We start from the raw sequence: 24,349 nt of genomic DNA, 5'->3' as shown, positions 1-24,349 counted from the left end.
GGCCACCCAAGTGGCGTGCGATCGGCGCATATCCGCGGTTTCCCAGCGGTAGGAAGCACCTTGGTGGCAATCTGCTCAACAGCAGATACGCAAAGTAGAGGCACGCAGCCGGAGGTGCACGTCCGTGGCGTCGAATGTCAATCCCACCGTCCGACGGCGCCGGCTGGGCCAAGAGCTGCGCCGGCTCCGGGAACTCAAGGGTATGACCGCCGAAGAGGTCGCCGAGCGGCTGCTGGTGTCACAGTCGAAGATCAGCCGTCTGGAGAACGGCCGCCGCAGCATCAGCCCGCGTGACGTCCGGGACCTGTGCGGAGTCTACGAGGTCGAGGACCAGCGTGTCGTCGAATCGCTGATGGAGATGGCCCGCGACTCCCGCCAGCAGGGCTGGTGGCACGCGTTCGGGGACATCCCCTACAGCGTCTACATCGGCCTGGAGACCGACGCGGAGTCGCTGCGCGTCTACGAACCGCAGATCATCACCGGCCTGCTGCAGACCCATTCGTACGCCGAGGCGCTCATCCAGGGCGCGCTGCCCGAGACGTCGCCGGCCGACATCGAGAAGCGCGTCCAGGTGCGGATGCGCCGCCAGGAACGAATCTCCGCCGAGAACAACCCGCTGCGCCTGTGGGTGGTGCTGGACGAGGCGGCGCTGCACCGGCGGGTGGGCAACGACCTGGTCATGCGGGAGCAGTTGGAGCACCTGGTGGAGATGTCCCGGCTGCCGCACGTCACCGTGCAGGTGCTGCCCTTCGAGGTGGGGGCGCATCCCGGCCTCAACGGCCAGTACGCGATCCTGGAGTTCGCCGACGCGGCCGACTCGAGCGTGGTGTACCTCGAGGGCGTCACCAGCGACCTCTACCTGGAGAAGGCCCCGGATGTGCAGAAGTACGCCGTGATGTACGAGCATCTACGAGCGCAGGCCCTGAACGTGGAGCAGTCCCGCACGTTCATCGAGGACGCGGCCAAGAAGTACGTCTCCTCCTGAGGCTCGCGCCCGGCGAGCGGCGGATCTTACACCCCTGGGTAATTCGGGCGTAAGACCCCACTGGAATATGCCACCCGGACGAGTGAACGGCTCCTCCGGACGGCGATGTTGCCGAGTAGCGTCGATCACGCCACCAGTCAACAAGTTGGCGCGATTCGCAACGCGGTACCCGTGAGGGGCCCGCGATGCGGTCACAGCAACTCAGCAACTCGTACCGGAGTCAACATGGCTGTTCTTCAGGGGGCCACGGCAACGTGGACCAAGTCGTCGTACTCGGCCGGAAACGGCGCCTGCGTCGAGGTCAAGTCGCCCCTTCCGTCGGCCCTGCTCGTGCGGGACTCGAAGGTCACCGAAGGGCCCGTCCTGGCCTTCCCCGCCGACGCCTGGAACATGTTCGTGGCGTCGATCAAGTAGTGCCGGCCCGGCCCCACCACACCCACGAATGAGCCCTCTCGACTGGCCCGCCGTCCCGGCCGAGGGGGCTGTATTTTTTTGCGGCTCGGTTCGCCTCCGGGGCGCCTCAGTCGGTTTCCCGGAGCCGATCCACATACCGGTCCGTCCCCGGCACTGTGGGAATGAACGGCGCTACCAGCTCCACCCTGCCCAGCCCGCTCTCCGCGACCACCCCGTCCAGTCCCGTGAAGTGTTCCTCCCAGCACTCGCGGGGATCCTCCTCCAGGAACCACAGCAGGGTCAGCCGCGTCTCCACGCCCTCCACCTGTTTCACATACGTCATGCGGTCGCCCGGCAGCGGCGTCGGGCGGAAGACGGTCACCATGGCCGCCGGGGAGCCCGCCAGGCGCCGCGGCAGATGCCGGGTGCGCAGCCACTCCAGCAGACCGGCGCGCTGCTCGGGGCCGTCCGCGTCGACCACCTCCAGGACCAGGCCCGCGTACGGGTGGTCCAGCGCGTGAACGTCGCGCGGTCCGGCCGCGCCGTCCCGGTACACCGTCGTCTCATGGTCCTGGAACGCGGTGAAGACGTGGGTACGGTCCCGGTACACCCGCGCGTCGCGGTCGAGTCGCTTGTTGATGCTGACCGTCCAGCGCATGTGGTCGTCGTAGCGGCCGTCCGTGATCCAGTACGTCGACAGATAGCAGCCCGCCGTGACCGGCTGCGCGACCGCCGACTCCCGGGGATAGCGCAGGAGTTGCAGCTCGCGGGTGGCGACCCAGCGGCGGCCCGCGTACATCCACGGCATGGCCATGGCACCGGCGTAGTAGTGGTCGTCCTCGTACCAGCGGTTGTACGCGTACTCGTGCCCGGGGTGGGGTTCCACCATGGTGATCAGCGCGTGGCCCGGGCGGACGCCGTAGGGCCCCACGGCGGCCAGCTCCGCGTACACCTCGCTGCGCGTGTCCTCGCCGCCTGCGCCGTCCTCGCTCATACCGCTTCCCCTCTCCCCTTCCGTCCTCGGTCGGTCGGCCATACTCTGACGCTCCGTCAGGTAATCCGCCAGAGGTGGGAGGGCCCGATGTCACTGCTCCGGGGCAGCACCGTCGTCGTGTCGGGGGTCGGTGCCGGGCTCGGCCACCAGGTCGCCGCGGCCGTGGTGCGCGAGGGCGGCAACGCGGTGCTCGGGGCGCGTACGGAGGCGCACCTCGCCAAGACCGCCGCCGCCCTCGATCCGGTCGGCGCGCACACGGCGTACCGGGCGACCGACATCACCGACGAGGGGCAGTGCGAGGCGCTCGCGGCGCTGGCGGTGGAGAGGTTCGGCGGGATCGACGCGGTCGTCCATGTCGCGGCCTGGGACAGCTACTTCGGCGGCCTCCAGGACGCGGATTTCGCCACCTGGCAGTCGGTCATCGACGTGAACCTGTTCGGGACGCTGCGGATGACCCGGGCGTGCCTGCCGGCGCTCAGGACGTGCGGCGGCTCGGTCGTCTTCATCGGCACCCAGTCGTCGGTGGCCGCGCCCTCCCAGGTGCGGCAGGCGGCGTACGCGGCGTCGAAGGGGGCGCTGACCAGCGCGATGTACTCACTGGCACGGGAGCTCGGCCCGTACCGGATCCGGGTCAACACGGTTCTGCCCGGCTGGATGTGGGGGCCGCCCGTCGAGGCGTACGTGCGGTTCACCGCGCACACCGAGGGCGTACCGGAGGCGGAGGTGAGAAAACGCCTCAGCGACCGCATGGCGCTGCCCGACCTGGCCACGGACGGCGACGTGGCGGATGCCGCGGTGTTCCTGGCCTCCGACCGGGCGCGCGCGATCACGGGACAGTCCCTGCTGGTGAACGCCGGTGAGCTGATGCGATGACACGCCCCTGATGCAGGCTCCAGCCTCGTGAACGGACAAGCATGCACCCGGCCGGAAATCGCCTCTATCGGTCAAGTATATGGATACCTCTCAGCCAACAGAACGATTTTACCTCTCTTTGACCAGTACGTCGGTTGTCGTGCCCATGCACCGGAACCCACCATGGCCGGGCAGTCCGGCAGGGAGGGAGGGGCACATGAACGGGTTCGACTGGGCCGTCCTGGTCGCGTACTTCGGCGTGATGACCGCGATCGGCGTCTGGTCCCACAAACGTGTGGACGACGTCGGCGACTTCTTCACCGCGGGCGGCAGGATGCCGTGGTGGCTGTCCGGCATCTCCCACCACATGTCCGGCTACAGCGCGGTGATGTTCACGGGATACGCAGGCATCGCCTACACCTACGGCATCACCTCCTACGTCACCTGGGCCCTGCCCATCGCCATCGGCGTGCTGCTCGGCGCCAAGCTGTTCGCACCGCGCCTGAACCGGCTGCGCTCGCGGCTGGGCGTGGCCTCGCCGCTGGAGTACCTGAAGGACCGCTACAACGTGCCCACGCAGCAGGCGCTGGCCTGGTCCGGCATCCTGCTGAAGATCGTGGACGTGGGCGCGAAGTGGGCGGCGATCGCCACACTGCTGAGCGTCTTCACCGGAGTCACGATCACCCAGGGCATCATCATCACCGGTGGCATCACGGCGGTGTACTGCACGATCGGCGGTCTGTGGGCCGACGCGCTGACCGAACTGGGCCAGTTCGTCATCCAGTTGCTGGCGGGCCTTGCCATGCTCGTCATCGCGCTGCACAAGATCTCCGAACTGGGCGGTCTGTCCAAGGCGCTCGACTCGCCGAAGCTGGACGGTCACGGGCACGGGTTCGCGGGCCCGTACATGACGGTCTTCTTCATCGCGTACCTGTTCATCAAGCTGTTCGAGTACAACGGCGGCATGTGGAACCAGGCCCAGCGCTACATGGCGACGGGCAGCGCGAAGCAGGCGACCAGGTCCGCCCTGCTGTCGGCGGGCCTGTGGTTCGTCTGGCCCGTCATCCTCTTCATCCCGATGTGGCTGTCCCCGCTCCTGGTCACCGCCAAGAAGCCGGACGGGTCGGACGCGTACGGCCTGATGACCGAACAACTGCTGCCGCACGGGCTGCTGGGCCTGGTCGTCGTGGGCTTCTTCTCCCACACGATGGCCATGTGCTCCTCCGACGCCAACGCGATCGCGGCCGTGTTCACGCGCGACGTGGTCCCGGTGCTGTCGAGGGCGGCACGCGCGTGGAACACCCGGACCGGCCTGATCGCGGGCCGGGTCACCACGGTCGCGTTCCTCGGTCTGTCCATGGCGGTGGCCACACAGGTCAACTCGCCCACCTTCAAGGACATCATCACGGTCGTCATCAAGTGGGTGGCCGGCCTGATGGGCCCGATCGCCATCCCGTTCATCCTGGGCATGCTGCGCCCGTTCCGGAAGTCGGGCCCGACGGCGGCGCTCACCAGCTGGGCGGCCGGCCTGCTGGCGTTCTTCCTCGTCAACTACAACCTGGACTTCTCCGATCGCACGGGCGTGAAGCTGGAGTACCAGGTGGCGGTACCGATGGCGATCTCGCTGGTCCTGTACGTCCTGATCGGCCTGGTGAGGCCGGAGGACACGCCCGAGCGGGACGCGCTCATCGAGAAGATCAACACGGACGACGACGGGGCGACGGCGACGGTGCCGGCTGCGGGCACCGCCGGCCCGGCGTGGGGGTCCCCCCGCTCGAGCGAAGTCGAGAGTGAGGGAGTCTGAGGACGAGGGGGCGCCGCCCCGGGCGTGACTACGCCCGGGGGTACCGCTCCAGCCACCCCGGCGCATACCCCGTAGGGCTGTGCAGCGCGGCGCCCTGCGTCATCTCCATCGCGAAGTCGTCCGCCAGGACCAGCATCGTGGGACGGCCCTCCAGTTCGGCCAGCCAGGCCGGCGGGAGGGCCGTCTCGCCGTGCAGCGCGCCCAGCAGGCCACCGGTCAGGACCGCCGCGGCCCCCGAGGGACCCCCGTGGTTCACGGCGAGGCAGAGCGCGTGCCGGACGTCCTCCCCCACCAGCGCGCAGTACACGGCGACCGCCAGCACCCCGGCCGCCGTACCGTCCCCGGCCAGCTCCTCGATCCGGTCGGGCGTCGGTATCCCCTGCCGTACCGCCCCCAGGGCGTGCTGCAGGGCGTCCGCCACCTGCTGGTGCCCCGGCCGTGGGGCGAGCAGCGCCAGAGCCCGCTGCACGCCCGCGTCCAGGCCCTCCCCGCGCGCCAGCGCGTGCAGGATCACGGCGTACGCGCCCGCCGCGAGGTACGCCGTGGGGTGCCCGTGGGTCTGCGCCGCGCACTCGACCGCCAGTTGCAGCACGAGTTGCGGCTCCCAGCCGACCAGCAGCCCGAACGGCGCGGAGCGCGCCGCGGCCTCGGGACCCTGATCGCCCGGGTTCTTCGGCGCGTCCAGCGTGCCCATCGTGTCGTCGCCGAGGCCGAGCAGACAGGCCCGGGCCGGTGAGCGCCGGGCGTACAGCCACTCCTCGCGGGCCAGCCAGCCGTCCTCCTTGCGCCGCTCGTCAGGTCCCCAGTCCCGCTGGGTGGCCGCCCAGCGCAGATACGCCCGGTGCAGATCGGTCGGCGGATGCCAGGCGCCCGTGTCACGGCGGACCTGGGCGCGGATGAGCCCGTCCACGGAGAACAGGGTGAGCTGGGTGTGGTGCGAGATCGCGCCACGCCTGCCGTGCCCGAACGCCAGGTCCGTCAGCCCCTGGGGCCCGTACGCCTGCCGGATCTCCTCCAGGGTGAGCCCGTCGACCGGCGCGCCCAGGGCGTCGGCGACAGCCACACCGAGCAGCGTGCCGCGCACCCGGCTGCGGAAGTCCTGCTGCTCGACGCGCCCCCAGACGGCACCGGCTGTCGCACCCACCCCAGGCCTCCCTCACGGCACCGCACGCACGTCGACGCCCAGCACTGTAATCGAGCGGGAGCGGTCGGCTCAGGGCCGCGCAACGTCGTGCACACCACACTTCCCGGACCGCCCGAAAATCCCCTGTGAGCGGCCGAAAGCCGTCTCCATAGTTGGATCATGGCCGAAACAACGAGAAGCCCCCGCACCCCGTCCGCACTCCCGCTCGCCGCGACCCTGCTCACCGGCACGGTCGCCCTGTACATCGCGCTCGTGGCGTTCGGGAACATCACGGACTTCGGCACCAACCAGCAGTTCGTCCGGCACGTCCTCGCCATGGACACCACCTTCAAGGACGACGACCTGATGTGGCGCGCCATCACCTCGCGCGCCTGGGAGGACGCCGCCTATGTGGCGATCATCGTCTGGGAGACGGTCGCCGCCCTGATCCTGATCGCCGCGACCTGTCTGTGGGCCCGCCGCCACCCGCGTGCCCGGTGGCTCTCCGACATCGGCCTGCTGATGCTCCTGCTGCTCTTCGGCGCCGGGTTCGTCGCGATAGGCGGCGAGTGGTTCGCGATGTGGCAGTCCAAGACCTGGAACGGCCTGGACGCGGCGGTCCGGGTCATCGTCCTGACCGGGGTGGTGCTGCTGGTGACGCATCTGCCGGGGGCGGCTCGGGAAGACGGCTGAACGGTCCTCGACGAGGCCCCCGGCACATGGTGGTGCCGGGGGCGACTCAGTTCTCCAGCACCGGCAGCAGCTCCGGCAGGTGCCCGTCCGAGGCCGCCGCCGCCCGCCGTCGTTCCTCCGGGACCTCGCCGTAGAGCGTCGTGCGCGGCCTGGCCGGGCGGCCCGCCGCCTCCGCGACCGCGATCAGTTCCCGGATCGACTTGTAGGAGCCATACGACGAGCCCGCCATGCGGGAGATCGTCTCCTCCATCAGGGTGCCGCCCAGGTCGTTCGCGCCGGAGCGGAGCATCTCCGCCGCGCCCTCCGTGCCCAGTTTCACCCAGCTCGTCTGGATGTTGGGGATGTGCGGGTGCAGCAGGAGCCGCGCCATCGCCGTGACCGCGCGGTTGTCCCGCATCGTGGGGCCCGGGCGGGAGATGCCCGCCAGGTACACCGGGGCGTTGGTGTGGATGAAGGGGAGGGTGACGAACTCGGTGAAGCCGCCCGTCCGCTGCTGGATCCGGGCGAGGGTGCGCAGGTGCCCGAGCCAGTGGCGGGGCTGGTCGACGTGGCCGTACATCATCGTTGACGAGGAACGGATGCCCAGTTCGTGCGCCGTGGTGACGACCTCGATCCAGGTCGCCGCCGGCAGCTTGCCCTTGGTCAGGATCCAGCGGACCTCGTCGTCCAGGATCTCCGCCGCCGTGCCCGGGATCGTGTCCAGGCCCGCTTCCTTCGCCGCCGTCAGCCACTCGCGGATCGACATGCCGGTCCGGGTCGCCCCGTTGACCACCTCCATCGGGGAGAAGGCGTGCACATGCATGTCGGGGACGCGGGACTTCACCGCCTCGGCGATGTCGAAGTACGCCGTCCCGGGCAGGTCCGGGTGGATGCCGCCCTGCATGCACACCTCGACCGCGCCCACCTCCCAGGCCTGCTGGGCGCGGTCCGCGACCTGCTCCAGGGAGAGCGTGTAGGCGTCGGCGTCGGTGCGGCGCTGCGCGAACGCGCAGAAACGGCAGCCGGTGTAGCAGACGTTCGTGAAGTTGATGTTCCGGGTGACGATGTAGGTGACGTCGTCGCCGACCGCGGACTTGCGCACGTCGTCCGCGATGCGGGTGAGCGCGTCCAGCGCCGGGCCGTCCGCGTGCAGCAGCGCCAGCGCCTCGTCGTCGTCGAGCTTCGTCGGGTCGTCGGCCGCCGTGCGCAGCGCCGCCCGTACGTCGGCGTCGATGCGCTGCGGCGCCATGCCGGGCGCCGCAGCTTCCCGTAGCGCCTCCCAGTCGCCGTACACCTCGTCGAAGTCGTCCCGCCGGTCGCCCGTACGGCCGTCGGTGTCGATGGTGCGGTGCAGGTCGGTGCGTCCGGCCGCGACGAACACCTCCTCGGGCTCCTGCCAGGAATGCCCCTCGACCACCGCGTCCTCCCGGGCCAGTCCCGTCTCCGGGTCGGCCAGCGCCGCCACGTGGGGGCGCAGCCTGGGGTCCAGCCAGGGCTCGCCGCGCCGTACGAACTCCGGGTAGACGCACAGTCGTTCGCGCAACGTGAAGCCCGCCGCCGCGGAACGCTCCCGCAGCCGCTCGATCTGCGGCCAGGGCCGCTCGGGGTTCACATGGTCGATGGTCAGCGGTGACACCCCGCCCCAGTCGTCGATGCCGGCGCCGATGAGCCGCTCGTACTCGTCGTCGACGAGGTTCGGCGGTGCCTGCAGACAGGCGGAGGGGCCCATGACGTGCCGGGCCACGGCCACCGTGGCGACCAGTTCGTCCAGTTCGGCGTCCGGCATCCCGCGCATCGCCGTGTCCGGCTTGGCGCGGAAGTTCTGGATGATCAGCTCCTGGATGCCGTGGTAGGCGCGGGAGACCTTGCGCAGCGCGAACAGCGACTCGGCGCGCTCCTCGTAGGTCTCGCCGATGCCGATGAGGATGCCGGAGGTGAACGGGACGGAGGAGCGGCCGGCGTCCTCCAGGACACGCAGGCGGACCGCGGGTTCCTTGTCCGGGGAGCCGTAGTGGGGGCCACCCGGCTCCGACCACAGCCGCCTCGCCGTCGTCTCCAGCATCATGCCCATCGACGGGGCGACCGGCTTGAGCCGCTGGAAGTCGGTCCAGGACATCACGCCCGGGTTGAGGTGCGGCAGCAGGCCCGTCTCCTCCAGGATCCGGATGGAGACGGCCCGTACGTAGGCGATGGTGTCGTCGTAGCCATGCGCGTCCAGCCACTCGCGCGCCTCGGGCCAGCGGTCCTCCGGCTTGTCGCCGAGAGTGATCAGGGCCTCCTTGCAGCCCTGCGCGGCGCCCTTGCGGGCGATGTCGAGGACCTCGTCCGGGGACATGAACATCCCGTGCCCGGCGCGGCGCAGTTTGCCCGGCACGGTGACGAAGGTGCAGTAGTGGCACTTGTCGCGGCACAGGCGGGTCAGCGGGATGAAGACGCTCTTGGAGTACGTGATGACGCCGGGCCGGCCGGCGGCCTCAAGGCCCGCGTCGCGCACCCGGGCGGCGGACGCGGCCAGGTCCTCCAGGTCCGCGCCACGGGCCTGGAGCAGCACCGCCGCCTCCGCCACGTCGAGCGCGACACCGTCCCGGGCGCGTTTGAGGGCGCGACGCATGGAGTTCTCGGTGGGGCCGGTTCCGGAGGTCGCGGAAGTCGTCATCCCTTGAGCATACGTACGCGGTGATCGGGTCATACAGGGCGTGCGTGTGTCGGCGGGCGGCTCGGCCGTTACAGGGTGTCACGGGCGGCGTGTCCATCCGCTGTTCCGCCGGACGTGCCTGCCGATCGGCTTCCCGTGCACCGGAGTTCACGGCTGAACACGACAGTGGTGTGCGCCACCCCCTGCACCACTCAAGTCATCCGACCCGTTGGGAGCCACAGCATGTGCGAGGAGGACCACGGCAACGGCAACGGCATGGGAAGACGCGCGCTGTTCGTGACGGGTGCGGCCGCCGCGCTTACGTTGGGGACCGTGAGCTTCTCCCCGGGCCCCGCCGCCGAGGCGGCCGACAACCAGGAGACGAGGACGGTGCGCGGCACGCTGCCCACCGGCTCCCCCGACTTCGTGTACCTGCCCGTCGACGTCCCCGAGGGCGTCCGTGAGATCAGGGTCGCCTACACCTACGACAAGCCGTCCGTCCCGGCCGGCACCCAGGGCAACGCGCTGGACATCGGCATCTTCGACGAGCGCGGCACCGAACTGGGCGGCAAGGGGTTCCGCGGCTGGTCCGGCGGCGCGCGCAGCGAGTTCTTCCTCCGCGCGGACGACGCGACCCCCGGCTACATCCCGGGCCGTATCCGCCCCGGCACCTGGCACATCGCGCTGGGCCCGTACACGGTGGCGCCGCAGGGCCTGACGTACGAGATCACCGTCACGCTCACCTACGGTGAGCAGGGCGAGACCCCGCAGCCGGGGTACCCGCCGTCCCGGGCCCGGGGCCGGGGCCGGGCCTGGTACCGCGGGGACTGCCATCTGCACTCCTGGTACTCCGACGGCCGCCGCACGCCCGCCGAGATCGCGGCGCTGGCCCGGGCGGCCGGACTGGACTTCATCAACACCTCCGAGCACAACACCCACTCCTCGCACGCCCACTGGGCCGACCAGGCGGGCGACGACCTGCTGATCATGACGGGCGAGGAGGTGACGACGCGCAACGGCCACGTGCTGGCGCTGGGCATCGACCCGGGCACGTTCGTCGACTGGCGCTACCGGGCCCGCGACAACCGCTGGGCCCGCTTCGCCCGGCAGATCCACCGGGCGGGCGGCCTGGTCGTTCCGGCGCATCCGCATGCCACCTGCGTCGGCTGCGGCTGGAAGTTCGGCTTCGGCGAGGCGGACGCGGTGGAGGTGTGGAACGGGCCCTACACCCCGGACGACGAGGTGACGCTCGCGGAGTGGGACAACACGCTGGTGGCGGCGGTCCGGGAGAGCCACGGCCGGTGGCTGCCGGCGATGGGCAACAGCGACGCGCACCGCGACCCGGACGCGGTGGGCACCCCGCAGACGGTGGTCCTCGCCGACGACCTGACCCGCGAGGCCGTCCAGGAGGGCATCCGCGCGGGCCGCTCGTACGTCGCCGAGTCGAAGAACGTCTCCCTGACCTTCACCGCCTCGGGCGGCCACGGCGAGCAGGCGGGCATCGGCGAACGGCTGCGGGTGGACCGCGACACCCCCGTCACGGTCCGCCTGGAGGTGCGGGGCGCACCGCGCTGCACGGTCCGCTTCGTCACCGACCAGGGAGTGCTGTTCACGAGCGGCCCACTGCCGGTGACCGGCTCGGGCACCGCCGAATGGCGTACGACACCCGCCTACGCGGCGTACGTCCGGGCCGAGCTGCGGCACGAGGCGGCGGCGGGCCCGGTGCCGGGGGCACTGGCCGCGTTCACCAATCCGATCTTCCTGGGCGGGGCGTAGACATCCGCAGGGCGCGCGGCTGTTCTCCGCGCGCCCCGGTCCCCGGTCTGCGAGACTGCGCGGAGTGCCCAGCACTGTCCCGCTGTCGAGGAGAGCGAGGGACGATGTCGGACTTCGCCGACCGCAAGTACCGTGCGGTCACGGCGTTCCAGCGCCGGATGAACCCGGTGCTGCGCCGCCTGCCCCTCCAGACGGTGCTGGAGACGACGGGCCGCGTGTCCGGGCTGCCGCGCCGGACCCCGGTGGGCGGCCGCCGCGTCGGGAACTCCTTCTGGCTGGTATCGGAATACGGCGAGAAATCCCAGTACGTCCGCAACATCCAGGCGAATCCACGCGTCCGGGTGCGCATCCTGGGCCGCTGGCACACGGGCACGGCCCACCTGCTCCCGGACGACGACCCCCGGGCCCGCCTGAAGCAACTGCCGCGCATGAACAGCATGGCGGTACGGGCCCTCGGGACGCAGCTGCTCACGGTACGGGTGGACCTGGACGGCTAGGGTCTTTCGATCGGATCAACCCGGCCACACGATCGCCTGCAGCTCGCTGTACGCGTGCAGGGCGTAGGAACCCACGTCGCGGCCCACCCCGCTCTTCTTGAAGCCGCCGAACGGCGCCTCCATGTTGCGGCCGACCGTGTTCACACCGACGCCGCCCGCGCGCAGCCGGTGCGCCACGCGGAAGGCGCGGGCCACGTCGCCCGACCAGACGTAGTCGATCAGGCCGTAGTCGGAGGCGTTGGCCAGGTCGACGCCCTCCTCCTCGTCGTCGAAGGGGAGCACCACGACCACCGGGCCGAAGATCTCCTCCCGCACCACCCGCATGTCGGGCGCACAGTCCGCGAGGAGGGTGGGGGCGACGTAGCAGCCGCGGTCGTGCGGAGGCCGTTCGCCGCCGGTGACCAGCCGTGCGCCCTCCTTGCGGCCCAGTTCGACGTAACGCTCCACACGGTCCCGGTGCGCCGCCGAGATCAGCGGGCCCACCACGGTGTCCCGCGCGCGCGGATCACCGACCTTCAGACGGCGGGCGTACGCCGCCAGCCGGGAGACCAGCCGGTCGTACACGCCCCGTTGCGCGAGCACCCGTGTCGGTGCCGTGCAGATCTGGCCGCTGTAGAAGGAGAACGTGGTGCCGATTCCGGCCACCGCCGCGTCCAGGTCCGCGTCGTCGAAGACGAGCGCCGCGCCCTTGCCGCCCAGCTCCATCAGCTGCCGTTTCATGGACCGGCCGCACACCTCGGCGATGCGCTGCCCCACGGCCGTCGAGCCGGTGAAGCTCACCATGTCGACGTCCGGGCAGTCCACGGCCGCCTCGCCCACCTCCGGGCGCGCCCCGCTGACCACGTTCACCACGCCCGGCGGCGCGCCCGCCTCCTGAAGAGCCTCGGCCATGCGGTACACCGACAGCGGGTCCTGCGGGGCCGGCTTCACGACCACCGTGTTGCCCATGGCGAGCGCGGGCGCCACCTTGCCCGCCGGGTTCGCCCAGGGATTGTTGTACGAGGTGACGCAGGCGACCACGCCGACCGGCCGGCGCACGGCGACGGCGCCCATGACGGTCGCCGGGCCGAACGGCCCCGCCTCGTTGATCTGCGGCGGCAGCGGCTGCTCCACCGGTTCCACCCGCGCGTACCGGCGGAAACGCGCCACCGCGACCCCGACCTGCATCCCGCGGGCCGTGCCGGTCGTCGCGCCGCTCTCCGCCTGCGCCAGCTCGGCGTACGGCCCCAGCCGGCCCTGGATGACGTCGGCCGCCCGCGCCAGCACCGCCGCCCGCTCCTCCGGCGGCGTCCTCGACCACGGCCCGAACGCCTCGCGGGCCGCGGCGCAGGCCGCCCGCACCTGGTCCCGCGAGGCCTCCGGCGCCCACCCGACGATCCCCTCGGTCGCCGGGTCGGTCACCCGGTAGTGGCCGTCGTCCGGCTCCACCCACGCGCCGCCGATGAACAGCCGCTGCCGGTCGGTCACGTGGTGCTCACCGTCCTGGTGTCCCGCCCGGAGCGCAGCACCTTCCCCGGTACGGCCCCGGTCACCACGTCGTCCCGGATCGCCTCGACGCCGTTGACCCACACGGCCCGTATCCCGATCGCCCGCGAGTCCAGCCGTGGGCTGTCCCCCGGCAGGTCGTGCACGAGGACGGCCTGCCCGGCGTCGATCCGCTCCGGGTCGAAGAGGACCAGGTCGGCGTGGAAGCCCTCGCGCACCCGGCCGCGCTCCCGCAGCCCGAAAAGCTGCGCGGGGTCGTCCGTCAGCATCTTCACGGCCTGCTCCAGCGGCACCAGCTTCCGGCCGCGCAGACAGTCCCCGAGGAACCGGGTGGTGTACGGCGCCCCGCACATCCGGTCCAGGTGGGCGCCCGCGTCGGAGCCGCCGAGCAGGACGTCCTCGTGCCGCCAGGTCTCGGCCCTCAGAGCCCAGGAGGCGGGGTCGTTGTCGGTGGGCATGGGCCACAGGACCGTACGCAGTTCGTCGTTCGCGCAGATCTCGACCAGGCAGGCGAAGGGGTCCTGGCCGCGCTCGGCCGCGATGTCCTTCACGACGCGCCCGGTCAGGCCCTCGTTCCGCGCGCTGTAGGTGTCCCCGATGACGTACCGCCCGAAGTTGGTGAGACGGCGGAGGACACCGGCCTCCTCCGAGGAGGCGTGCCGCAGCATCCCGGCCCGGACCTCGGGGTCGCGCAGCTTGGCGATCCGCTCGGGCACGGGCAGGTTCAGGATCGGCCCCCAGCCGGGGATCAGGTTGAGGGCGCAGAAGGTGCCGAGGGACATGTTCATCGGCGTGAGGATCGGCATGGTGAGGGCCACCACCCGGCCGCCCGCCTTGCGGGCCCGCTCGCTCGCCGAGAGCTGGCGCGGCACGCGTTCGGGGACGGCCGCGTCGATGGTGAGGACGTTCCAGTTCAGGGGCCGCTCCGCCGTAGCGCTCATCTCCACCAGCAGGTCGATCTCCGGGTCGCTGAACTGGTCCAGGCAGCCCGCGACGATCGCCTCGATCTGGGTTCCCGCGTGCTCGCCCACCGCCTTGGCGAGCGCCAGCAGCTCCGCCGGCCGTGCGTGCCGGGAGGCGACCGGCTTCCCGTCACCGTCGGAGTGGGTGGAGGACTGGGTGGTGGACAGCCCCCAGGCGCCGGCGTCCATCGCCTCGTGGAACAACCGGAGCATGGCGTCCAGTTGCTCGTCCGTCGGCTGCCCGCCGACCGCGTCCGGGCCCATCACATACCGCCGCAGCGCGCAGTGCCCCGCCATGAAACCGGCGTTGACGGCGATCCGTCCCTCCAGGGCGTCCAGGTACTCCCCGAAGGAGTGCCAGGTCCAGGGCGCCCCCTCCGCCAGGGCGACCAGGGACATGCCCTCCACCTTGGACATCATCCGCCGGGTGTAGTCGGCGTCCTCGGGCCGCGCCGGGTTCAGCGGGGCGAGGGTGAACCCGCAGTTGCCGGCCGCGACCGTGGTGACCCCGTGGTTCAGGGACGGGGTCGCGTACGGGTCCCAGAACAGCTGGGCGTCGTAGTGGGTGTGCGGGTCGACGAAGCCGGGGGCGAGGACGAGACCGGTGGCGTCCTCCGAGGTGCGGGACTCCTCGGTGACCGCGCCGATGGCGGCGATACGGCCGTCGCGTATGCCGACGTCGGCGGTGTACGCGGGAGCACCCGTCCCGTCCACGACGGTCGCGCCCTTGATGACGTGATCGAGCATCCGCCGCACCCCTCAGGCAGCCTGACGGAACCGGCTGGTCCGGTGAACCGGATCCGTGTCGATCTTCGGGATCACGTGCTCGCCGATCAGCCGTATCGTCTGGAGCGTCTCCTCCTTCGGTATCCCGACCGGCAGCCCGAAGCTGAGCTGGTCGGCGCCCGCCTGCTCCCACCTCTTGCACTGGCGCAGCACCTCGTCCGGATCGCCGCAGATGAGCAGCTCCTCCTCGATGAGCAGTTCGAGGAATTCCTCGGTGTACTCGGGGAGCGTCTCCGGCCACACGGGGAAGCCCTCGGGCCGCGGAAAGGTGTCGTGGTAGCGGAAGACTAGGGACGGCAGGTAGTGCAGTTCGCCGTTCAGCGCGATGCGGATCGCCTCCTCGTGCGTGGGCGCGCAGATCGCGGTGCTCGTCACCATCACGTTGTCGTTGACGAAGTCCCCGACGGGCTCGGCGTCCACGACCGCCGTCTTGTACTGCTCCAGCACCCACTCCATGTCGGAGACCTTCTGCACGCTGAAGCCGAGCACCCCGAGCCCCTTCTTGGCGGCCATCGCGTACGAGGACGGGGACCCGGCGGCGTACCACATCGCGGGGTGCGACTTCCCGTACGGCTTGGGCAGCACCTTGCGGGGCGGCAGCGACCAGTGCTTCCCCGTGAAGCCCTGGTACTCGTCCTGGAGCCACATCTTCGGGAACTCCGCGATGGTCTCCTCCCAGATCTCCTTGGTGAAGTTCATGTCGGTGATGCCGGGGAGGAAGCCGAGGATCTCGTGGGAGCCGGCGCCGCGTCCGCTGCCGAACTCGAAGCGGTTCCCGGTGAGGTGGTCCAGCATGGCGACCTTCTCGGCGACCTTCACCGGGTGGTTGACCTGGGCGAGCGGGTTGAAGATCCCGGAGCCGAGGTGGATGCGCTCGGTGGCGTGCGCGAGGTAGCCGAGGAAGACGTCGTTGGCGGAGAGGTGCGAGTACTCCTCCAGGAAGTGGTGCTCGGACGCCCAGGCGTACTTGAAGCCGGACCTGTCCGCCTGGATGACGTACTCGGTCTCCTCCATCAGCGCCTTGTGCTCCGCGAGCGGGTCGGTCTCGGCCCGCTTGCCGACGTATCCCTGTACGAAGAGCCCGAATTCCACGGAGGTCACCGTCCCCACGAGTATCTATCTGACGGATCGTCAGCTTGGCTTGCCGCCGACTGTCGCACCGCCCCGCCGGCCCGTCAATAGCTGATGGGTCGTCAGCTGCGTGGTCAGACGACCGAGACCCCGGCCAGCCATCCGCCGTCGATCACGAACGGCTGCCCGGTGATGTACGAGGAGTCGTCCGAGGTCAGGAAGAGGGCGAGTTTCGCCACCTCCTCCGGCCTGCCTATCCGGCCGAGCGGCACGAGCCTGCCGTACACCTCGTCGAGCGCCCTGGACATCTCCTCGGCGTCCGCGCTCGGGTCCAGCTGGGCCGGATTGGCCATCGGGGTGTCGATGGCGCCCGGGCACACGGCGTTCACCCGGATCCTGTCCGACGCCAGCTCCAGCGCGGCGACCCGGGTGAGGCCGAGCACGGCGTGCTTGGTCGCCGCGTACGTCCCGACGGCGGCCATCCCCGTCATCGCGGTGTAGGAGGCGGTGTTGACGATGGTGCCGCCGCCGGCCGCCGCGATCTCGGGAGCGACGGCCCGGATGCCGAGGAAGCAGCCGACCTGGTTGACCTGGACGACGCTCATGAACTCGTCCAGGGGCGTGTCGAGAAGCGCGTTGAACCGCAGGATGCCCGCGTTGTTGACCAGCCCGTCGATGTGCCCGTACGCCGCCTTCGCGGCGGCCACGGCGGCGGCCCAGTCGGCCTCACGGCCCACGTCGAGATGGACGTACGACTGCCCCAGCTCCTTGGCGAGCGCCTCCCCCTGGTCGTCGAGCACGTCGGCGAGGACCACCCGGGCCCCCTCCGCCGCGAACAGCCGCGCCTCCTGCTCGCCCTGCCCGCGCGCCGCCCCGGTGACGATGACGACGCGCCCGTCCAGCTTGCCCATGGGAGCTTCCTCCTCAGTCCAGGCGGGGCGCGACCTCGGCCCCGAACGCCGCTGTCTGGTCGATGAGTTCGGCACGGCTCCGGCTGCGGAACCGCACCTGGATCTGGTCCACGCCCATCGCGCGGTAGGCCCGCAAGGACTCGGCGATCGCCTCCGGGGCGCCGCCGATCGTGCGCGACCCGACGTCCCACAGGGGGTGACCGATGTACAGGGGCTCGGTGATGGCGCCGACGGTGAAGGGGCCGTCGAGCCCGGCCCGTTCGCGGAGTTCCCCGATCCGGGCGATCTGCGCGGGCAGCCGCTCGCGCGGATCCCCCTGCGGCAGCCAGCCGTCTGCCCTGAGCGCGGCCCGGCGGACCGCGGCGGGCGAGGAGCCGCCCACCCAGAGGGGGACGCGCGGCTGAGCGGGCCGGGGCCGCTGCCCGAGCCCCTCGAAGTCGTACGCCTTCCCGTGGTGGACCGGGAACTCATCGGGCCCGAGCGCGGCCCGCAGCGCGTCGATCGTCTCGTCGAGCAGGGGCCCGCGCCGCCCGAAGTCCACCCCCAGCGCCTCGAACTCCTCCCGCACGTGCCCGGCCCCCACCCCCAGGACGAGCCGTCCCCCGGAGAGGTGGTCGAGGGTCGCGTACTGCTTGGCCGTGACGAGCGGATGCCGCAGCCCGACGATCGCGACATGGCTGAGCAGCCGTACGCGCTCGGTGACGGCGGCGAGGTGGGCGAGGGTGGCCACCGGGTCGTACCAGACCGTGCCCATGGCGGGGGCGAGCCGGCGCGGGATGGCGACGTGGTCGCAGCAGGCGACGTAGTCGAACCCGGCGGCGTCGGCGGCCCGGGCGACCGCGACGAGGTCGCCCGGGCCGGCCCCGGCCTCCCAGGGCTCGGCGTAGAGCGTGGACCGGGACTGGACCGCAAGCTGCATCCCGTACCGGAGCGGCCCGTACCGCAGGGGCCCGCTCAACGCGTACCGCCCGGCCACAGGCCGTCCTCCGTCAGCCCCAGCAGCTCGATGGCGTTGCGCCGCACGATCCGCTCGACGACGTCCGGCTCCAGGTGCCCCATCTGCGCCTCGCCGACCTCGCGGGACTTGGGCCAGGTGGAGTCGGAGTGGGGATAGTCGGTCTCGTACAGGACGTTGCCGACCCCGATGGCGTCCAGGTTCCGCAGGCCGAAGGCGTCGTCGAAGAAGCAGCCGTGGACGTGCTCGGCGAACAGCTCGGACGGCGGGCGGTGGACCTTGTCGGCGACGCCGCCCCAGCCGCGGTTCTCCTCCCAGACGACGTCCGCGCGTTCGAGGATGTACGGGATCCAGCCGATCTGCCCCTCCGCGTACATCACCCTCAGGTTCGGGAACCGCTCGAACTTGCCGCTCAGCAGCCAGTCGACCATCGAGAAGCAGCAGTTGGCGAAGGTGATCGTGGAGCCGACCGCGGGCGGGGCGTCGGCGGACGTGGACGGCATCCGGCTGCTCGACCCGATGTGCATCGCGACGACCGTCCCGGTCTCGTCACAGGCGGCGAGGAAGGGGTCCCAGTCGTCGGTGTGGACGGACGGCAGGCCGAGGCGGGGCGGGATCTCGGAGAACGCGACGGCCCGGACGCCGCGTCCGGCGTTGCGGCGCACTTCGGCGGCGGCCAGTTCGGCGTCCCAGAGGGGAATGAGGCAGAGCGGTATGAGGCGCCCCTGGGCCTCCGGCCCGCACCACTCCTCCACCATCCAGTCGTTGTACGCCCTGATGGACAGCAGCCCGAGCTCCCGGTCCTTGGCCTCGGTGAAGGTCTGCCCGCAAAAGCGCGGGAAGGTGGGGAAGCAGAGGGCGGACTGGACGTGGTTGACGTCCATGTCGGCGAGGCGCTGGGGGACGTCGTACGAGCCCGGGCGCATCTGCTCGTAGGTGATCACCTCGAGCCTGATCTCGTCCCTGCCGTAGCCGACGGCGGTGTCGAGGCGGGTGAGGGGCCGGTGCAGGTCCTCGTACACCCACCAGTCGCCGAGCGGGCCCTCGTCACCCGGGGCGCCCATGACCGGGGCGAACCGGCCGCCGAGGAAGGTCATGTCCTTCAGGGGTGCGCGGACGATACGGGGGCCGGTGTTCCGGTACTTCGCCGGGAGGCGGTCCTGCCAGACGTTCGGCGGCTCCACGGTGTGGTCGTCGACGGAGATGATCTTCGGGAAGGCGGTGTCGGCCGCCGCTGAGGTCTCCATGCCGCTCAAGGTAGCGCTGATCTGACGGAGCGTCAGCTATCGCGGACGGGGCGCTCGGGATATGGGGAGAGCATGTGGAAACCTTGTGACGCACTGCACGGTGACCTGTGATCGCCGTCTCCCACGGCTGACGCATCCGCCATGAACAAGGCAAACTGGCCTCTTGGTCGTGGACGGTTCGGCAGGGGGCCAGGGGGCAACAATGGACGGTGTGCCGCGAGTACCTGAGCAGCGGGGTCCCGAGGATTCGGCGGCACTGCGCTTCGGTGTGCTCGGACCGGTGCGCGCCTGGCGCGGGGAGGAGCTGCTGGCCACGGGTTCGCCGCAGCAGCGGGCCCTGCTGGCCGCGTTGCTGATGCGCGAGGGCCGTACGGCGACCGCCTCCGAACTGATCGACGCGCTCTGGGGCGACGATCCGCCCCCGCGGGCGCTGGCGGCGGTCCGCACCTACGCCTCCCGGCTGCGCAAGGTGCTCTCCCCCGGTGTCCTGCTCAGCGAGTCGGGCGGCTACGCGGTGCGGCTGGGCGAGCCCCGCTCCCTGGACCTGGCCGCGGCCCAGGAGCTGGCCGCGGAGACCGAGAAGGCGAAGAACTCCGGGGATCTGTCCCATGCCCGGCGCGTCCTGAGCGAGGCGCTGGCCCTGTGGGACGGGGAGCCGCTCGCCGGAGTGCCCGGCCCCTACGCGGAGGCACAGCGGGCCCGCCTGGAGGAATGGCGACTGCAACTCCTCGAATCCCGCCTCGACATGGACCTGGAACAGGGCTGCCACGCGGAGGTGGTCTCGGAGCTCACGGCCCTGACGGCCGCGCACCCCCTGCGCGAGCGCCTGCGCGAACTGCTGATGCTGGCGCTGTACCGCTCCGGCCGCCAGGCGGAGGCCCTCGCGGTCTACGCGGACACCCGGCGCCTGCTGGCCGACGAACTCGGCGTGGACCCCGGCCCCGACCTGAAGGAACTCCAGCAGCGCATCCTCCAGGCGGACCCGACCCTGGCGGAACCGTCGGCACCGGCGCCCGAGCCCTCCGCCACCCCCGTACGCCCGGCCCAGCTCCCGGCCACCGTGCCCGACTTCACGGGCCGTGCCGCCTTCGTCGCCGAACTGAGCGAGGTGCTGGCGTCGGCGGAGGGCCGGGTGATGGCGGTGTCGGCGCTGGCGGGCATCGGAGGCGTGGGCAAGACGACCCTGGCCGTGCACGTGGCCCACCAGGCACGCACCGCCTTCCCGGACGGCCAGTTGTACGTCGACCTGCAGGGCGCGGGGCCCCGCGCGGCGGAACCGGAGACGGTCCTCGGCGCCTTCCTGCGCGCCCTGGGCACCGCGGACTCGGCGATCCCGGACTCCCTGGAGGAACGCTCGGCCCTGTACCGCTCGGTCCTGGACGGCCGCCGGGTGCTGGTCCTGCTGGACAACGCCCGCGACGCCGCCCAGGTACGCCCGCTGCTGCCCGGCACGGAGGGCTGCGCGGCCCTGGTCACCTCCCGGGTCCGCATGGTCGACCTGGCGGGCGCACACCTGGTGGACCTGGACGTGATGTCGCCCGACGAGGCGTTGTCGCTGTTCACGAAGATCGTGGGCGAGGAAAGAGTGGCCTCGGAGCGCGAGGCCGCCCTGGACGTGGTCGCGGCGTGCGGCTTCCTGCCGCTGGCGATCCGCATCGCGGCGTCGCGCCTCGCGGCCCGGCGCACCTGGACGGTGTCGGTCCTGGCCGCGAAGCTGGCGGACGAGCGCCGACGGTTGGACGAACTCCAGGCCGGCGACCTGGCGGTCAAGGCGACGTTCGAGCTGGGCTACGGCCAACTGGAGCCGGCGCAGGCGCGAGCGTTCCGGCTGCTGGGCCTCGCGGACGGCCCGGACATCTCGCTGGCGGCCGCCGCAGCGGTCCTGGACCTCCCGCTGGAGGAGACGGAGGACCTGCTGGAGTCCCTCGTCGACACCTCTCTGCTGGAGTCGGCGGCCCCCGGCCGCTACCGCTACCACGACCTGGTCCGCCTCTACGCGCGTGCGTGCGCGGAACGGGACGAACATCCGCCGAGCGAGCGGGATGCGGCGATGTCGCGGTTGCTGGACTTCTATCTGGCTACGGCGGCGGGGGTTTATGCGATCGAGCGGCCGGGGGATCGGCTGGTGGATCACCTGGAGGCCACGCAGTACCCGGGACTGACCTTCGCCGACCGGCATGAGGCCCAGGACTGGCTTTACTCTGAAGCGAACTGCCTGCTGGCATGCGCGGGTCAGTCCGTAAGGAAGGGCGACCTGCGACGGGCTGTCGACCTTCTTTGGGCGGCGAAGGACCTGGCCGAGTCCGGCGCCAACGCCCGTGACTATGAGGCAGCTGCTACGGCGGCGCGCGATGCCGCTCAGGCGGCGGGCGACGTGCAGGCCGAGGGACGAGCTCGGACGACGTTGACAGACGCCCATCTGGCGGCCGGGCGATTCGCCCAAGCCGACGAGGAGGTGAGCCAGGCCGCGGCTCTGGCACGGACGATCAGTGATCCGGCCCTCAGCAGCTGGGTTCCGAACCATCGTGGCGTGATCGCGGTCTATCGCAGCCGGCACGCCGAAGGGGCCGCCTATTTGCAGGAGGCCATCAGCAACTTCCGGTCGGACGGCAACCTGGCTGGTGAGGCCAGCGCGCTGTGCAACCTCTCGCGTTCGCACCTCGCCATGGGATATACGAAAAGCGCGATCGAGCTCGCGCGGCAGGGCGTCAGCATCTACGACCGTCTCGGCCATACCCTGCGGGGCGCCAACGGCCGCTATGCCTTGGGGCTGGCGCTCGCGCAGGCCGAAGAACTCACCAACGCGGTCGAGCAGTTGAACGAGGCTCTCGAGGTCTTCCGAGACAGCCGCCAGCGTCTCTGGGAGGGCATGACGATATTCCGGATCGCCGAGATTCGACTCAGCGAGCGAAAGTCCGCCCAGGCTGCCGCTCTCGCAGAACAGTCACTCGCCGTACTCCGCGGCATCGGCGGGGACTGGCGGCGAGGGAACGTACTCACCATCCTGGGGCGAGCCCTACACAACATCGGGCAGTTGGACCGTGCGCAGGCCTGTTGGCGCGAAGCCCTGTCCATATACGAGGATCTGGACTCCCCGGAGGCTGCACAGGTGCGGAGCCTGCTCACTCCCGTGACCACCGCGTAGTCGGACACGGGCCGCGTTCATCGTTCGTTTATCGCCTCACGGCACTCTGAATGCCGTCGTTCCGTCGCGTCGGGGGGCAGACGGATCGCCATTGAGGCCGACCGCTAAGGTGAACGGCCCTTACCAGCCCGTCCGGCGGCCCTCGGGGGAGTCGCCGGGCGGGCATCGTCCCCAGAGCCACAGGAGTTGAACATCATGGCCGAAGAGAAGAAGACCGACGGCACCGTCAAGCCGCTCGACACCCACATCACCGACGCCGCCGCCGGCACCGTCAACCCTCTCGACACGCACATCACCGACGCCAAGGCCGACGACGGGACGATCAAGCCGCTCGACACCCACATCACGAGCGAAGAGGCCTGAAAGACCAGCACACAACGGGGATCGGCCGCGGCGGCGCGGAGGGGGAGCCGTCGCGGCCGATGCATGTCCGGAGCAAGGCTGTCACCAATCCTTCGCACTGGAGGAAGAGCAGCTACAGCAACGGCAGTGGCGACGACTGCGTCAAGGTCGCCGACGGGCTCCCCGGCGTAGTCCCCGTCCGCGACTCGATGGGCCCGCAGGAAGAGGGCCCCGTACTCCTCTTCCGCCCCTCTGTCCGTGCCGCTTTCCTCTCCTCCTCGAAGCGCTGACCCAGACCCCGGAACCGGTTGGCGGATTGGGGCCACGAGGTTATCCACAGGGGGCCATGGATCAGCCAGGCTTTTGCGATCTTGGCCGAATGAAGCGAGCGCCGCTGAAGGAACTGGCCAAGGAGGGACTGCTCCTCACTTCCCATGCCCTTGAGGCCGGTTGGCCTCGACGAAGCCTTGTGCGGGTGCTTCGGGACGAAGGCTGGATCCACATGCGGAACGGCGTCTGGGCGGAGCCGGGGTGCACACCGGATCTCCGCATACGGCTCCGCGCGGTGCAGCTCCTCAATCCCCGGCTCGTCGTGAGCCACCGATCCGCGGCCGCCCTCTGGCTCATCGAGACGCTCACTCCGTCGACCGCTACGCCGCTGGAGTTCATCGACCCGGAGCGCACCCACCGCCCGGAGGGCAAGGGCGTACGCGTGCACCGCTCCGCCCTCGGACCGGGGGAGGTGATGGAGCGGCGGGGCCTGCGGATCACCGCGCCGGTGCGTACGGTCACCGACCTGCTTCGGGCCGGCCCCAGGGATGACGCGCTCGTCGCCGTGGAGTCGGCGCTCACCTACCGAAGGGCCGGAGGCGTCCGCCGCGCCCCGCTCACCACCCTCGACTCGATCAAGGCTGCACTCGAGGTCCCCTCACGAGGGGCGGCCAGAGCTCGTCGGTGGCTGCCCCTGTGCGACCCTCGCGCCGGGTCACCGGCAGAGACGATCGCCCGCCTGCGCCTGTACGACGCCGGGCTCCACCCCGAGTCACAGGCCGAACTCCTCACTCCCGCCGGCCGCCGTGTCATCCTCGACTTCCTCTTCCGCGCCGAGGGGCTGGCGGTCGAGATCGAGGGATACGCCTACCACGGCACCCGGGAATCCCATCGACGCGACGTCGCCCGCTTCAACCAGATCGTTCAGTGCCCCGAGGTCCGCAGCATCCTGCGTTTCACCGCCGAGGACGTGTTCCACCGCCCTGCGCTGATGATCGAGCAGGTTCGCGCTGCCCTGGCTGCAGCCGGGGCTAGGCGAGTGAGTGCTGTCGGGTGAGAGGGAGGGCGGGAGAGCGGGCTTCGACTCCTCGGTGGTGGCGAGTGGCGCAAGCCCATTCCCACTCCCGACTCGGTGACTGGCGGGATTGTGCCAGCCACAGGACAAAAAACCTGGCAGCGAGCACCCGGGCATAGCACAAACCCTCCAATTGCCTGACCGAGTGAGGCCCCAGAGGGCTGCTGTGACCAGCGAGGCCCGCCCGCTGCCCCCTCAGCGACCGCGCCACCCCCCACCCCACCCCACCCACGACCCACCGCAAGCCGCCAAGCCCACCCGGCATGCATGCAAGACGCGACCGCGCCCCCCAACCCCGGGCACAACCCACCCAACAACCACCCCCACCCCCGGCCAGCCCCCCACTACACCCCCGGCCGCCCGCACGCT

The 24,349-nt window shown here is 71.0% G+C and carries 20 protein-coding genes; 11 read left to right on the top strand and 9 right to left on the bottom strand.

From position 1 onward, the window contains the following. The first annotated feature begins 124 nt into the window (after positions 1–124). Both ACFYZJ_RS37460 and ACFYZJ_RS37455 read left to right on the top strand, forming a co-directional pair. Complete coding sequence (locus ACFYZJ_RS37460; protein ID WP_388576339.1) at positions 125–985, top strand: helix-turn-helix domain-containing protein; 861 nt, start codon at positions 125–127, stop codon at positions 983–985. A gap of 225 nt (positions 986–1,210) precedes the next feature. After that, positions 1,211–1,399: a DUF397 domain-containing protein gene (locus ACFYZJ_RS37455; RefSeq protein WP_388576338.1), complete on the top strand. Its 189-nt coding sequence runs from the start codon at positions 1,211–1,213 to the stop codon at positions 1,397–1,399. 106 nt (positions 1,400–1,505) lie between these two features. Here the strand turns inward: ACFYZJ_RS37455 and ACFYZJ_RS37450 are convergent, their stop codons facing one another. Further along, positions 1,506–2,372 carry a hypothetical protein gene (locus tag ACFYZJ_RS37450; RefSeq protein WP_388576335.1) on the bottom strand — a complete coding sequence of 289 codons (867 nt, stop codon included), beginning with the start codon at positions 2,370–2,372 and terminating at the stop codon, positions 1,506–1,508. An 87-nt stretch (positions 2,373–2,459) separates the two neighbouring features. On the opposite strand from ACFYZJ_RS37450, the gene ACFYZJ_RS37445 reads away from it, so the two are divergent. Together ACFYZJ_RS37445 and ACFYZJ_RS37440 are read left to right on the top strand one after the other, a co-directional pair. Continuing rightward, entirely contained in the window at positions 2,460–3,245 is a 786-nt protein-coding gene (locus ACFYZJ_RS37445) for an SDR family oxidoreductase (RefSeq protein WP_388576333.1), read from the top strand. Between the two features lie 196 nt (positions 3,246–3,441). Next, complete coding sequence (locus ACFYZJ_RS37440) at positions 3,442–5,028, top strand: sodium:solute symporter family protein (RefSeq protein ID WP_388576330.1); 1,587 nt, start codon at positions 3,442–3,444, stop codon at positions 5,026–5,028. A gap of 28 nt (positions 5,029–5,056) precedes the next feature. On the opposite strand, the gene ACFYZJ_RS37435 is transcribed toward ACFYZJ_RS37440, so the two are convergent. Continuing rightward, complete coding sequence (locus ACFYZJ_RS37435; protein WP_388576327.1) at positions 5,057–6,172, bottom strand: ADP-ribosylglycohydrolase family protein; 1,116 nt, start codon at positions 6,170–6,172, stop codon at positions 5,057–5,059. 159 nt (positions 6,173–6,331) lie between these two features. Between ACFYZJ_RS37435 and ACFYZJ_RS37430 the strand changes: the two genes are divergently transcribed. Beyond that, complete coding sequence (locus ACFYZJ_RS37430; RefSeq protein WP_388576325.1) at positions 6,332–6,844, top strand: DUF2165 domain-containing protein; 513 nt, start codon at positions 6,332–6,334, stop codon at positions 6,842–6,844. 46 nt (positions 6,845–6,890) lie between these two features. On the opposite strand, the gene ACFYZJ_RS37425 is transcribed toward ACFYZJ_RS37430, so the two are convergent. Beyond that, complete coding sequence (locus ACFYZJ_RS37425) at positions 6,891–9,479, bottom strand: bifunctional FO biosynthesis protein CofGH (RefSeq protein WP_388576323.1); 2,589 nt, start codon at positions 9,477–9,479, stop codon at positions 6,891–6,893. A gap of 222 nt (positions 9,480–9,701) precedes the next feature. On the opposite strand from ACFYZJ_RS37425, the gene ACFYZJ_RS37420 reads away from it, so the two are divergent. Then, complete coding sequence (locus tag ACFYZJ_RS37420; protein ID WP_388576320.1) at positions 9,702–11,234, top strand: CehA/McbA family metallohydrolase; 1,533 nt, start codon at positions 9,702–9,704, stop codon at positions 11,232–11,234. Positions 11,235–11,338: 104 nt separating this feature from the next. Continuing rightward, entirely contained in the window at positions 11,339–11,731 is a 393-nt protein-coding gene (locus ACFYZJ_RS37415) for a nitroreductase/quinone reductase family protein (protein WP_388576317.1), read from the top strand. A 15-nt stretch (positions 11,732–11,746) separates the two neighbouring features. Here the strand turns inward: ACFYZJ_RS37415 and ACFYZJ_RS37410 are convergent, their stop codons facing one another. From ACFYZJ_RS37410 to ACFYZJ_RS37385, 6 genes are all read right to left on the bottom strand, one after another. Next, positions 11,747–13,198, bottom strand: coding sequence for an aldehyde dehydrogenase family protein (locus ACFYZJ_RS37410; protein ID WP_388576315.1), 1,452 nt, complete (start codon positions 13,196–13,198; stop codon positions 11,747–11,749). Continuing rightward, the gene (locus ACFYZJ_RS37405; protein WP_388576312.1) at positions 13,195–14,925 is read right to left on the bottom strand and encodes an amidohydrolase family protein; all 1,731 of its coding nucleotides are present in this window, start codon (positions 14,923–14,925) and stop codon (positions 13,195–13,197) included. The genes ACFYZJ_RS37410 and ACFYZJ_RS37405 overlap by 4 nt, the downstream gene beginning before the upstream one ends. A gap of 12 nt (positions 14,926–14,937) precedes the next feature. Further along, on the bottom strand, positions 14,938–16,056 hold the full coding sequence (locus ACFYZJ_RS37400) for an LLM class flavin-dependent oxidoreductase (protein WP_388576310.1): 1,119 nt from the start codon (positions 16,054–16,056) through the stop codon (positions 14,938–14,940). 113 nt (positions 16,057–16,169) lie between these two features. Beyond that, a complete protein-coding gene (locus ACFYZJ_RS37395; protein WP_388576308.1) occupies positions 16,170–16,946 on the bottom strand; it encodes an SDR family NAD(P)-dependent oxidoreductase in 777 nt (258 codons plus the stop codon). A 13-nt stretch (positions 16,947–16,959) separates the two neighbouring features. Further along, on the bottom strand, positions 16,960–17,865 hold the full coding sequence (locus ACFYZJ_RS37390) for a TIGR03619 family F420-dependent LLM class oxidoreductase (RefSeq protein WP_388576305.1): 906 nt from the start codon (positions 17,863–17,865) through the stop codon (positions 16,960–16,962). A gap of 35 nt (positions 17,866–17,900) precedes the next feature. Continuing rightward, the gene (locus tag ACFYZJ_RS37385; protein WP_388576302.1) at positions 17,901–19,157 is read right to left on the bottom strand and encodes an amidohydrolase family protein; all 1,257 of its coding nucleotides are present in this window, start codon (positions 19,155–19,157) and stop codon (positions 17,901–17,903) included. Between the two features lie 193 nt (positions 19,158–19,350). Here ACFYZJ_RS37385 and ACFYZJ_RS37380 point away from each other — a divergent pair, with 193 nt between their 5' ends. From ACFYZJ_RS37380 to ACFYZJ_RS37365, 4 genes are all read left to right on the top strand, one after another. Continuing rightward, complete coding sequence (locus tag ACFYZJ_RS37380) at positions 19,351–22,293, top strand: BTAD domain-containing putative transcriptional regulator (protein ID WP_388576300.1); 2,943 nt, start codon at positions 19,351–19,353, stop codon at positions 22,291–22,293. A 195-nt stretch (positions 22,294–22,488) separates the two neighbouring features. Continuing rightward, on the top strand, positions 22,489–22,656 hold the full coding sequence (locus ACFYZJ_RS37375; protein ID WP_388576298.1) for a hypothetical protein: 168 nt from the start codon (positions 22,489–22,491) through the stop codon (positions 22,654–22,656). A gap of 59 nt (positions 22,657–22,715) precedes the next feature. Continuing rightward, on the top strand, positions 22,716–22,925 hold the full coding sequence (locus tag ACFYZJ_RS37370; RefSeq protein ID WP_388576295.1) for a DUF397 domain-containing protein: 210 nt from the start codon (positions 22,716–22,718) through the stop codon (positions 22,923–22,925). A 185-nt stretch (positions 22,926–23,110) separates the two neighbouring features. Then, positions 23,111–23,962, top strand: a complete 852-nt coding sequence (locus ACFYZJ_RS37365; RefSeq protein ID WP_388576292.1) for a hypothetical protein — start codon at positions 23,111–23,113, stop codon at positions 23,960–23,962. Positions 23,963–24,349 lie beyond the last annotated feature (387 nt).

This window comes from Streptomyces sp. NPDC001848 (genome assembly GCF_042891915.1).
In the GTDB taxonomy this organism is placed as follows: domain Bacteria; phylum Actinomycetota; class Actinomycetes; order Streptomycetales; family Streptomycetaceae; genus Streptomyces.
Note: the sequence above shows the minus strand (reverse complement) of the source record. Positions and strands in the feature narration are given on the sequence as shown.